Here is an 11,643-nt window from a genome sequence, read left to right as displayed (position 1 = left end):
GGCGTAACGGGTGCGGTGCGGTGCGGGCCTGGGGGTGCCCTGTCCGCTAGGGCGCCGAGTGGCGCACGACCAGTTCGGTGGGCAGCACGACCGGGGCGTCGGGTACGGGCGTGCCGCCGAGGTGGGAGAGCAGCATCCGTGCGGCCGTCTCACCCATCTGCCGGGTGGGCTGGCGCACGGTGGTCAGGGGCGGTTCGGTGTGCTCGGCCATCGGGATGTCGTCGAAGCCGACCACCGCGATGTCACCGGGCACGGTCCGTCCCGCGGCGCGCAGCGCCCGCAGCACGCCTGCCGCGGTGATGTCGTTGTGCGCGAAGACCGAGTCGAACTCCGTGCCGGATGCGAGGAGTTCCTCCACGGCCAGTCGGCCGCTGCGTTCGGTGAAGTCCCCGCGGACGACGAGGCCGGTGGGCAGGACCGAGAGGAATCCCGCCAGCCGGTCGCGTACGCAGCCGAAGTCCTCGGGGCCCGTGATCACGACGGGCCTGGTGCGGCCGGCGTCCCGCAGATGACGGGCGGCCGACGCGCCTCCTTCGTGATTGGTGGTCACGACGGAGGGGAATTCGGGGTGGTGGCCGCGATCGTCGATCAGCACGATCGGGAGGCCGTCGCGGTGCAGTTCGGTGAGGTGGCCGAGGGTGTTCTCGGGTTCCACCACGACCAGTCCGTCGAAGGCCCGCGCCGACACCTGGCTGGTGAAGCGCTGGACGGACTCGGCCCCGCGGTTGCAGGTGAACAGCAGCAGCCCGTAGTCGGCGGCCTCGACGGTGTCGACGACGCCTTGCAGCACCTCGCCCATCCAGGGCCAGGTCAGCGAGGGCACCAGCATGCCGACCGTACGGCTGCTGCCGCGGGCCAGGCCGACGGCGCCCGAGCTGGGCACGTAACCGAGCTGTGCGATCACTTCACGAACACGGGCGGCCGTCGAACCGTCCACCTCGCCCTTGGTGTTGATCACCCGGGACACGGTCGTCTTGCTGACGCCGGCCTCGCGGGCGACATCAGCGATGGTGACACGCATCGAGCCTCCAGGACACAACGGGACAGAGCGCACAACGGGACAGAGAACGGCCGGTGACGGAACCGGTACCGCAACCGGTTCCGGAACCGGTACCGGCGTTGGTGGCGTGAGTTAACCCCGCTGGAACACGACCGTCAATACTTCACGTCGACATTGGTCCGTACCCATCTGATAACGGGGACGGGAAGAGCTTTTCGTTCAACTCCTGAACGCACAGGCTCTTGACGTGAGCCTGCGAAGGCAGTTCACTCTCACCCCGTACGGGGTCTCGAAACGCGCGCGCCCCCGCTCGCTCCACCGGGGACCGGCGGGCGAACGGGGGCGGTGCGTCGGGTGGTTGTGCCGTGCCGCCGTGTCAGTCGGTGGGCTCGACGCCGGCGCGCAGCAGGCCGTAGGTGTACGCGTCCTCCAGCGCCTGCCAGGACGCGGCGATGATGTTCTCCCCGACCCCGACGGTCGACCACTCGGCGGTGCCGTCACCGGTGGTGATCAGGACGCGGGTGGTGGAGTCGGTGCCGGTGCGGCCCTCCAGGATGCGGACCTTGTAGTCCACCAGCTCCAGCTTGGCGAGCTGCGGGTAGATCCGCTCCAGGGCCACCCGCAGCGACCGGTCAAGCGCGTTGACCGGGCCGTTGCCCTCGGCGGTGGCGACGATGCGCTCGCCCTTGGCCCAGAGCTTCACGGTCGCCTCGTTGGCGTGGATGCCGTCGGGGCGGTCCTCGACGATGGCGCGCCAGGACTCGGTACGGAAGTAGCGCCGCACCCGGCCCTCGGCCTCGGCGCGCAGCAGGAGTTCGAAGGAGGCGTCGGCCGCCTCGTAGGTGTAGCCCTTGAGTTCGCGCTCCTTGACCCGCTCCACGACCCGGCCGACCAGCTCGCGGTCGCCGCCGAGGTCGATGCCCAGCTCGTCGCTCTTGAGCTCGATGGAGGCCCGTCCGGCCATGTCGGAGACCAGCATCCGCATGGTGTTGCCGACCAGGGCGGGGTCGATGTGCTGGTAGAGGTCCGGGTCCACCTTGATCGCGGAGGCGTGCAGCCCGGCCTTGTGCGCGAAGGCGGAGACACCGACGTAGGGCTGGTGGGTGGAGGGGGTGAGGTTGACGACCTCGGCGATGGCGTGCGAGACGCGGGTCATGTCGGCGAGCGCGCCCTCGGGCAGCACTCTCTTGCCGTACTTGAGTTCCAGTGCGGCGACGACGGGGAAGAGGTTGGCGTTGCCGACCCGCTCGCCGTAGCCGTTGGCGGTGCACTGGACGTGGGTGGCGCCCGCGTCCACGGCGGCCAGGGTGTTGGCGACGGCGCAGCCGGTGTCGTCCTGGGCGTGGATGCCGAGCCGGGCGCCGGTGTCGGCGAGGACGGTGGCGACGACGGCCTGGACCTGGGCCGGGAGCATCCCGCCGTTGGTGTCGCAGAGGATGACGACGTCCGCGCCGGCCTCGGCGGCGGCCTTGACGACGGCCTTGGCGTACTCGGGGTTGGCGCGGTAGCCGTCGAAGAAGTGCTCGCAGTCCACGAAGACCCGGCGGCCCTGCTCGCGGAGGTGGGAGACGGTGTCGCGGACCATCTCCAGGTTCTCCTCCAGGGTGGTGCGCAGGGCCAGCTCCACATGGCGGTCGTGGGACTTGGCGACCAGCGTGATCACCGGGGCACCCGACTCCAGGAGCGCCTTGACCTGGGGGTCCTGGGCCGCCGAGCCGCCCGCCCTGCGGGTGGCGCCGAAGGCGACCAGCTCGGCGTTCTTGAACTCGATCTCCTGGCGCGCGCGGGCGAAGAACTCGGTGTCGCGGGGGTTGGCGCCCGGCCAGCCGCCCTCGATGAAGCCGACGCCGAAGTCGTCCAGGTGGCGGGCGATGGTCAGTTTGTCGGCGACCGTCAGGTTGATGCCTTCACGCTGTGAACCGTCGCGCAGCGTGGTGTCGAAGACATGGAAGCTGTCGTCGGTGGCCTTGGCCTCGGTGGTCATTGCTGGTCTGACTCCTGTCGGGTGAGTGGATCCGGACGGTCTGGCTCCACTTGCCCCCATCATCCCGCGCGCCTCGCGTCCCGGCCGAGGTGAGGGCCGGAAAACAAAAAACCCCTCGCGGGTGCGAGAGGTCTGCGCGCGGGTCTGGGGCACGGTGGCCGTGCCGTACGTGGTGGTACGGGACGGTCACTGCGGACCGGCGCGCCTGTTGCCAATAATCATGACGAACGAGGACACGGGAGCAGTCTGGCACAGGACCGCCTCCGTGCCCCGCCCCGTCTCAGGATGCGGGCGCGAAGGCCGTGCCCGGCGAGACACCGGGCACGGCCTTCGCGCACCTCCGGGCGGCGTCGTCAGCCTTGACCCCCTGGTGGGCGTCCCCGAACGGCCTTCGCGCGCCTCCGGGCGGCGTACGAACGGCGCTTACGCGAGCGGGTGCATCCAGCCGTGGGTGTCCTCGACGACGCCGCGCTGGATGTCGAGCAGCCGCTCGCGCAGCTTGAGGGTGACCGGGCCGGGGGTGCCGTCGCCCTGGGTCCACTCGGCGCCCGCGCTCTTCACGGTGCCGACGGGGGTGATGACGGCGGCGGTACCGCAGGCGAAGACCTCGGTGAGGGTGCCGGCGGCCGTGTCCTCGCGCCACTGGTCGATGGAGACGCGGCTCTCCTCGGGCTCGTAGCCGAGGTCGGCGGCGACCTTGAGGAGCGAGTCACGGGTGATGCCCGCGAGCAGCGAGCCGGTCAGGGCCGGGGTGACGATCTTGTCGCCGTAGACGAAGTAGAGGTTCATCCCGCCCAGCTCCTCGACCCACTTGTGCTCGACGGCGTCGAGGTAGGCGACCTGGTCGCAGCCCTTGGCGGCGGCCTCGGCCTGGGCGAGGAGGGACGCGGCGTAGTTGCCGCCGGTCTTGGCGTCGCCCATGCCGCCGGGGACGGCGCGCACCCGGTCCTCGGACAGCCAGATGGAGACCGGCTTCACGCCGCCGGGGAAGTAGGCGCCGGCGGGCGAGGCGATGACGACGAAGAGGTACTCGTTGGCCGGGCGCACCCCGAGGCCGACCTCGGTCGCGATCATGAAGGGGCGCAGGTAGAGGGACTCCTCGCCGCCGTGCGGCGGGACCCATGCCTCGTCCTGGCGGACCAGCGCGTCGCAGGCCGCGACGAAGGTCTCGACGGGCAGCTCGGGCATGGCGACCCGGCGCGCGGAGGACCGGAAGCGCTCGGCGTTGGCCTCGGGGCGGAAGGTGGCGACCGAGCCGTCGGGCCGGCGGTACGCCTTGAGGCCCTCGAAGATCTCCTGGCCGTAGTGCAGCGTCATGTTGGCGGGGTCGAGCGACAGCGGCGCGTAGGGGGTGAGCTGGGCGTCGTGCCAGCCGCGGCCCTCGGTCCACTTGATCGTCACCATGTGGTCGGTGAAGTACCGGCCGAATCCGGGGTTGGCCATGTACGCCTCGCGCTCCGCGTCGGACAGCGGGTTCGAGGAGGGCTTGAGCTCGATCGTGGGCGTCGTCATGAGTGCGTGTCCTTCACCGTTTCGTGTGTGGAGGACCGCGTCCGCGCCCCCTGTGCCAGACAGGTGCTAGGACGTCCGAGCTTCACTGCGGGCCACGGTCCCGTTCGATTATCGCCCGACGGGGCCCTTGCAGGAAATGGCGCGAATGCGGTCCGGGGGTTCGATGGTCGCCCCCGGGGCCGCGCAGGAGAAGCCGCCGGGTGCGTCTGCGACCCGGCGGCTTCGTGGTGGAGTCGTCGGATCAGCCCGCTACGCGTACCGCGAGCGCGTCGCCGATCTCGTCGGTGCTGCGAGCGGACCCGTCGCGCTCCGCGAGGTCTGCGGAGACGGCGTCCTCGATGCGCACGGCCTCGGCCTCGTAGCCGAGGTGGCGCAGCAGGAGGGCGACGGAGAGGATCGTGGCGGTCGGGTCGGCCTTGCCCTGCCCCGCGATGTCGGGGGCGGAGCCGTGGACCGGCTCGAACATCGACGGGAAGGCACCCGTCGGATTGATGTTGCCGGAGGCGGCCAGGCCGATGCCGCCGGAGACGGCCGCGGCGAGGTCGGTGAGGATGTCGCCGAAGAGGTTGTCGGTGACGATGACGTCGAAGCGCTCCGGCTGCGTGACGAAGAAGATCGTCGCGGCGTCGACGTGCAGGTAGTCGGTGGTGACCTGCGGGTACTCGGCCGCCACCTTGTCGAAGGTGTTCTTCCACAGGTGGCCCGCGTACACGAGGACGTTGTTCTTGTGGACCAGCGTCAGCTTCTTGCGCGGGCGGGCGGCGGCGCGCTCGAAGGCGTCGCGGACGACGCGCTCGACCCCGAAGGCGGTGTTCAGGCTGACCTCGGTGGCGACCTCGTGCTCCGTGCCGGTGCGCAGCGAGCCGCCGTTGCCGGTGTACGGGCCCTCGGTGCCCTCGCGGACGACGACGAAGTCGATGTCCGGACGGCCGGCCAGCGGGGTCCCGGTGTTCGGGAAGAGCTTCGACGGCCGCAGGTTGATGAAGTGGTCGAAGGCGAAGCGCAGCTTCAGCAGCAGCCCGCGCTCCAGGACGCCGGAGGGCACGGACGGATCACCGATCGCGCCGAGCAGGATGGCGTCGTGGCCCTTGAGGGCGTCGAGCTCCGCGTCGGGGAGGGTTTCACCGGTACGGTGCCAGCGCCGGGCGCCGAGGTCGTACTCCTTGGTCTCCAGCTTCACATCCTGCGGGAGAACAGCGTTGAGGACCTTGAGGCCCTGGGCCACGACCTCCTGGCCGATACCGTCACCGGGGATCACTGCGAGATTGATGCTGCGAGACATGTCCGGCACCTTACTGCCCGTCCCACCCCATGACACGTCACGTCCACCATACGGACACATGGGCAGTTGTACGTGCACCGTTCACCTATTCGACGGGATCGCGACAGCCGGCCGGTGGAGGTTGTCGCCCATGGACATCCCCCGTTTCGGTATCCCCGAGAAGCTCGCCGAACGCATGAGCATGGCCGAGCAGCACGACTACCTGCGCACCCGGCTGACCCGCCGCGGGGTGCTGCGCACCGGTGCGGCGACCGCGGCCGTCGTCGGGACCGGGACCGGCACCTCGCTCGCCTCCTCCTCCGCGTACGCGGCGCCCACCGTGCTCACCTCGCCCAGCACCACCCCGGTCGACGGCTCGCTGGTCGCCCCGTTCGGCCGGCACCTGGCGTACGGCGCCGATTACCCGAAGACGCAGATGGCGGTCTCCTGGCAGGTCCCCTTCGCGGTGCGCCGCCCCTACACCGCATCGGGCTCAAGCCGTGGGCGCTGAGCCGGAAGATCGACGCCGAGGTGCGCCACCTGACGACGCCGCGGCTGAACGGGGCCGGCTGGGTGCGGGAGGCTGAACGGGGCCGGCTGAGTGCGGGCGGCTGGGTGCGGCCGGCGGGGGCCGGTTCAGTGACCGGTGGAGCCGCCGTTGTCCCTGCGGTCGAGGGCGCGCTGAAGGGCGGCGGCGGCAGCCTTCCGCTCCGACTCGGCCGGGCGGTGGGCGTGACGGACACGGCGGCGGACAGTGGTCTCGGCCATGGTGGATCGACTCCTTGAGATCGCGCGGATTTCGAGATCGAACAGCGTGAAGGTGATGTCGAGATCAGTGATTTCGAGGCGCCGGAAGGGGCGGGGAGCAGGCGCCGCAGGGGTTGCCTGCTCAAGGGCGCGCGCTCACGACCGCCAGTCGCTTGATCTAGCGAGACGTTCGGCTTCTACAAAGCTAGAACAGCCGGGCCGGTCTGTCTCCACAATTACTCGGACTTCCTACTATCTGAGACGGAGGTTTACGTCCGTTCACCCGCCGCTCACTCTCAGCTCCCGGATGAGGGCCCGCACGGCGGGGGATCGTGCCAGCTCAGGGTGGTGACGTAGCCCACGGAGCGGGTCGGGCGCTCCGGTCCGAGTGCGGTGATCTCGACCGAGGCCGGTGCTCCATGGAGGGACAGTCCGGGCATGATCGCCATACCGAGACCGGCGGACACCATCGAGAGCACCGCTCCGTCGTCCTCGGCCTCCACGGTCGCCCGGGGGATCCAGTCCTGCGCCGCCCACCAGTCGCGGGTGTACGAGGTGCAGTTCTCCGCCCAGTCCAGCAGCGGGAGCGTCCGGGGCGCCGGATGGCCGGCCGGGTGCACGAGGGCGTACTCCTCCTCCCGCAGCACTCCCCCGACCAGCTCGTCGGGCCGGTCGGCGAGCTGCTGGCGAAGGCGGCACCGGACGGGATCGACGCCGTCGTGGACAACGTCGGCGGGGACCACCTGGAGGGCACGATCGCGGCGATGCGCGAGTTCGGCCGGATCGCCTGGGTCGGCGCCATCGCCCAGTACCACGCGGCGCACCGCCCGCCGCCGGCCCCGCGCGACCTGTTCGACGTGGTGGGCAAGAGCCTGCGCCTCGAAGGCGTCCTGGTGCGCAACCACCAGGACGCGCAGGGCGGGTTGGAGGAGCTGCTCGTACCGCAGCTGCGCACCGGCCGGATCACGCCGGACGTCACGGTCGTGGACGGCTTCGAACGGACCGTGGACGGCTTCCTGGGCATGCTGCGCGGCGAGAACACCGGCAAGATGCTGATCCGTGCGGCCGGGTGGACCCGGGCCGTGGCCGTGCACGGCTGGGGCTGAGGGACGCCCATGGAAACCGCCCCCGTCCGGCAGGGGAACCGGACGGGGGCGGGAATCGGGGCGGGGCGCCGGGGTTGCGGCGCCCCGAAGGGCGTCAGCCCTGGTGGGGGTAGGTGTACTCGGTCGGCGGGACCAGGGTCTCCTTGATGGCCCGGGTGAGGGTCCAGCGCTGGAGGTTCTGCGGGGCGCCCGCCTTGTCGTTCGTACCGGAGGCGCGGCCGCCGCCGAAGGGCTGCTGGCCGACCACGGCACCGGTCGACTTGTCGTTGATGTAGAAGTTGCCCGCGGCGTACCGCAGCTTCTCCATCGTGTACGCGGCCGCCGCGCGGTCGTTCGCGATGACGGAACCGGTCAGGGCGTAGTCGGAGACCGACTCCATCTGCTCCAGCATCGCGTCGTACTTCTCGTCCTCGTAGACGTGGACGGCGAGGATCGGGCCGAAGTACTCGGTCGTGAAGACCTCGTTCTCGGGGTCGGTGCACTCGATGACGGTCGGGCGGACGAAGTAGCCCACCGAGTCGTCGTAGGTGCCGCCCGCGATGATCGTGCACGCCGGGTCGGCGGCGGCGCGGTCGATGGCGGCCTTGTTCTTCGCGAACGAGCGGTCGTCGATGACGGCGCCCATGAAGTGCGACAGGTCGGTGACGTCGCCCATGGTGATGGAGTCGACCTCGGCCGCGAACGCCTCCTTGAAGCCGGAGTTCCAGATGGAGGCCGGGATGTAGGCGCGCGAGGTCGCCGAGCACTTCTGGCCCTGGTACTCGAAGGAGCCGCGGGTCAGCGCGGTCTTCAGGATCGCGTGGTCGGCCGAGGGGTGGGCGACGACGAAGTCCTTGCCGCCGGTCTCGCCGACGAGCCGCGGGTAGGTGCGGTAGTTGGCGATGTTGTTGCCGACCGTCTTCCACAGGTGCTGGAAGGTCGGGGTCGAGCCGGTGAAGTGGATGCCGGCCAGGTCGCGGTGGTTGAGGGCCACCTCGGAGACGGCGATGCCGTCGCCCGTCACCAGGTTGATGACGCCCTTGGGCAGGCCGGCCTCCTCCAGGAGCCGCATCAGCAGCACGGCGGCGTGCGTCTGTGTCGGGGACGGCTTCCACACCACGACGTTGCCCATGAGGGCGGGCGCGGTCGGCAGGTTGGCCGCGATGGCCGAGAAGTTGAACGGGGTGATCGCGTAGACGAAGCCTTCCAGCGGGCGGTGGTCCATGCGGTTCCACACGCCCGGGGAGTTCGCCGGGGGCTGCTCGGCGAGGATCTGGCGCGCGTAGTGCACGTTGAAGCGCCAGAAGTCGACGAGCTCGCAGGGGCAGTCGATCTCGGCCTGCTGGGCGGTCTTGCCCTGGCCGAGCATCGTGGACGCGGCCAGCGTCTCGCGCCAGGGGCCGGACAGCAGCTCGGCGGCGCGCAGGATGATGGCGGCGCGGTCGTCGAAGGACATCGCGCGCCAGGCCGGGGCGGCGGCCAGGGCGGCGTCGATCGCGTCCCGGGCGTCCTGCTCGGTGGCGCCGGCGAAGGTGCCGATGACGGCCTTGTGGTTGTGGGGCTGCACGACGTCGACGCGCTCCCCGCCACCCATCCGCTTCTCGCCGCCGATGGTCATCGGAAGGTCGACCGGGTTCTGGCTGAGCTCCTTGAGCTTCGCCTCCAGCCGGGCGCGCTCCGGGGAGCCCGGGGCGTAGGAGTGGACCGGCTCGTTGACCGGCGCGGGGACCTGGGTCACAGCGTCCATGGGTTCCTTTGCTCCTTCAGGTAGCGGGATGGAAGGGGCTCAGCCCTGGGTGAGGATGGAGCGGCCGAAGAACAGCAGGTTGGCCGGCTTCTCCGCGAGGCGGCGCATGAAGTAGCCGTACCAGTCGGTGCCGTACGCGGTGTAGACACGCATGCGGTGGCCCTCGGCCGCGAGCCGGATCTGCTCGTCGCTGCGGATGCCGTACAGCATCTGGAACTCGTACTCGTCCAGCTTGCGGCCGGCCTTGCGGCCCAGTTCCTGGGCGATGGCGATCAGGCGGGGGTCGTGGGACCCGATCATCGGGTAGCCCTCGCCCTCCATCAGGGTCCGCAGGATGCGGACGTACGCCTTGTCGATCTCGGCCTTGTCCTGGTACGCGACGGAGGCGGGCTCCTTGTAGGCGCCCTTCACGATCCGCACGCGGCTGCCGGCGGCGGCGAGGCGGCGGGCGTCCTCCTCGGTGCGGAACAGGTACGCCTGGATGACGCACCCGGTCTCCGGGTGGTCCTTCCGCAGCTCCTCGTGGATGGCGAACATCGAGTCCAGGGTGGTGTGGTCCTCGGCGTCCAGCGTGACCGTGGTGCCGATCGCGGCGGCGGCCTCGACCACCGGGCGCACGTTGGCGAGGGCCAGCTCGTGGCCGTCCTCCAGCGACAGGCCGAACATCGAGAGCTTGACGGACATCTCCGCCCGGGCCCCCAGACCGAGGTCCTTCAGCCGGCCGGTCAGCTCCAGGTAGGCGTCGCGCGCGGCGGCGGCCTGCTCGGGGGTGGTGATGTCCTCGCCGACGACGTCGAGGGTGAGCTCCAGGCCCTTGCCTGCGGCGTCCTGGATCACCGTGACGACCTGGTCGACCGTCTCACCGGCGATGAAGCGGTCCACGACCTGCTTGGTGCCGGGCGCGGCCGAGACGAACCGGCGCATCTTGTCGCTGCGGGACGCGGCGAGAATCACGGGACCCAGCACGGGGCACCTCCACGGAAAGTACGAACAAGACCGCACCACCACATATGCCCGGTACGGGGCACAAGCGGTACAGCACGGAGAACCACCGTGAAATCTAAGGATTGCTCCGATCCTCGGCCATCGACAGCTGTCACGCATCCGTGGACTGGATCTCAGACATATGTCTGAAGGGGTGCGAGAATGGGCGGGTGAAGGGCGATTACCAGGAGCTGGTGGACGAGATCTCGGCGCTGCTCGGCGTCCCGGCGACGCTGGAGAACCGGGACTTCGGCCTGGTCGCCTTCGGGGCCCACGACAGCGACGACACCACGGCCATGGACCCGGTCCGCACCCGGTCGATCCTGACCCGCCGCTCCACCCCGGCGGTCCGCGCCTGGTTCGAGAACTACGGCATCACCCGCGCCACCGGCCCCGTCCGCATCCCCGCCGCCCCCGAGGCCGGCGTCAACCGGGACCGCATCTGCCTGCCGGTACGCCATCGGGGCGTCGTGCTCGGTTACGTATGGCTGCTGGACGCCGACCCCGGGCCGACCGACCGGCAGCTCGACGCGGCCATGGAGGTGGCGGCCCGGATCGGCGCGCTGCTCGCCGACGAGGAGCGGGCGGGCACCGATCTGTCCCGCGAGTTCGGCGCGGTCCTCGGCGCCGGGCGCGGCTGGCAGCGGGACATGGCGGTGGCCGCGCTGGGCGAGGCGCTCGGCCCGGACGCGGAGGGGTTGCACACCGTGGTGTGCGTGACCCCGTGGCCGGACGGGGCGCCCGCGGTGCGCACGGTCCCCTCGGCGGCGGCGCTGACCGGCGCCCCGCCCCCGGGCCGGTCCGGGCCTCCCGCACTGGCCGCCCTGATCCGGCTGCGCTCCCCCGACGTGCTGGACCCGGCGCTCACCGCCGCCGACCGGCTGCGCGCCGACGCGGGGACGGCCGCCACCGCCGGGATCGCCGTCCCGCGCCGCGGTCTCGCGGAGCTGGCCGACGCCTGGCACGAGGCGTCGGCGGCGGCCCGCGCCGCGGCGGCGGAGAGCCGGTACGGCCCGGTCTCCGAGTGGTCGGCCATCGGCCCGTACCGGACGCTGACCGCGCTCGCCCCGGACACACCGCCGGACCACGTGGCGCGCCCGCTGCTCACCCCGCCGCACCGGGACCTCGCCCGCACCGCCGAGATGTTCCTGGACTGCGCGGGCCAGGCGTCGCGGACCGCCGCCGAGCTGGGCATCCACCGCCAGACGCTGTACTACCGCCTCTCCCGCGTCCAGCAGCTCACCGGCCTCGACCTGAACGACGGCGAGGACCGGCTGCTGCTCCACATGGCCCTGAAGGCGGCCCGGCTCTGAGCCGCCGGCG

8 protein-coding genes and 3 pseudogenes are annotated in these 11,643 nt (G+C 71.0%); 3 read left to right on the top strand and 8 right to left on the bottom strand.

What is annotated here, in order from left to right:
- Positions 1–46 precede the first annotated feature (46 nt).
- From E6R18_RS15315 to E6R18_RS15300, 4 genes are all read right to left on the bottom strand, one after another.
- Positions 47–1,021, bottom strand: a complete 975-nt coding sequence (locus E6R18_RS15315; protein WP_136317443.1) for a LacI family DNA-binding transcriptional regulator — start codon at positions 1,019–1,021, stop codon at positions 47–49.
- Positions 1,022–1,376: 355 nt separating this feature from the next.
- A complete protein-coding gene (cimA, locus tag E6R18_RS15310; protein ID WP_136317442.1) occupies positions 1,377–2,984 on the bottom strand; it encodes a citramalate synthase in 1,608 nt (535 codons plus the stop codon).
- Between the two features lie 423 nt (positions 2,985–3,407).
- Positions 3,408–4,496: a branched-chain amino acid aminotransferase gene (locus E6R18_RS15305; protein ID WP_136317441.1), complete on the bottom strand. Its 1,089-nt coding sequence runs from the start codon at positions 4,494–4,496 to the stop codon at positions 3,408–3,410.
- Positions 4,497–4,737: 241 nt separating this feature from the next.
- A complete protein-coding gene (locus E6R18_RS15300; protein ID WP_136317440.1) occupies positions 4,738–5,778 on the bottom strand; it encodes a 3-isopropylmalate dehydrogenase in 1,041 nt (346 codons plus the stop codon).
- A 130-nt stretch (positions 5,779–5,908) separates the two neighbouring features.
- On the opposite strand from E6R18_RS15300, the pseudogene E6R18_RS15295 reads away from it, so the two are divergent.
- Positions 5,909–6,318, top strand: a pseudogene (locus E6R18_RS15295) (fibronectin type III domain-containing protein); the annotation flags it as partial.
- A gap of 75 nt (positions 6,319–6,393) precedes the next feature.
- Here E6R18_RS15295 and E6R18_RS35260 read toward each other — a convergent pair.
- Both E6R18_RS35260 and E6R18_RS15285 read right to left on the bottom strand, forming a co-directional pair.
- Positions 6,394–6,525, bottom strand: a complete 132-nt coding sequence (locus E6R18_RS35260; protein ID WP_136203896.1) for a hypothetical protein — start codon at positions 6,523–6,525, stop codon at positions 6,394–6,396.
- A gap of 258 nt (positions 6,526–6,783) precedes the next feature.
- A pseudogene (locus tag E6R18_RS15285) lies at positions 6,784–7,172 on the bottom strand (LysR substrate-binding domain-containing protein); the annotation flags it as partial.
- On the opposite strand from E6R18_RS15285, the pseudogene E6R18_RS15280 reads away from it, so the two are divergent.
- A pseudogene (locus tag E6R18_RS15280) lies at positions 7,170–7,610 on the top strand (NADP-dependent oxidoreductase); the annotation flags it as partial. The pseudogenes E6R18_RS15285 and E6R18_RS15280 overlap by 3 nt on opposite strands.
- Before the next feature lie 94 nt (positions 7,611–7,704).
- On the opposite strand, the gene pruA reads toward E6R18_RS15280, so the two are convergent.
- Both pruA and E6R18_RS15270 read right to left on the bottom strand, forming a co-directional pair.
- Complete coding sequence (gene pruA, locus E6R18_RS15275) at positions 7,705–9,336, bottom strand: L-glutamate gamma-semialdehyde dehydrogenase (RefSeq protein WP_136317439.1); 1,632 nt, start codon at positions 9,334–9,336, stop codon at positions 7,705–7,707.
- A gap of 39 nt (positions 9,337–9,375) precedes the next feature.
- Positions 9,376–10,302: a proline dehydrogenase family protein gene (locus E6R18_RS15270; protein WP_136317438.1), complete on the bottom strand. Its 927-nt coding sequence runs from the start codon at positions 10,300–10,302 to the stop codon at positions 9,376–9,378.
- A gap of 188 nt (positions 10,303–10,490) precedes the next feature.
- Here E6R18_RS15270 and E6R18_RS15265 point away from each other — a divergent pair, with 188 nt between their 5' ends.
- Positions 10,491–11,633, top strand: coding sequence for a helix-turn-helix domain-containing protein (locus E6R18_RS15265; RefSeq protein ID WP_136317437.1), 1,143 nt, complete (start codon positions 10,491–10,493; stop codon positions 11,631–11,633).
- The last annotated feature ends 10 nt before the right edge of the window (positions 11,634–11,643 follow it).

The sequence above is a fragment of the Streptomyces sp. A1277 genome, from assembly GCF_004795015.1.
Taxonomy (GTDB): Bacteria; Actinomycetota; Actinomycetes; order Streptomycetales; family Streptomycetaceae; genus Streptomyces.
The sequence above is the reverse complement of the archived record's forward strand: the minus strand, read 5'-3'. Positions and strand labels throughout refer to the sequence as shown.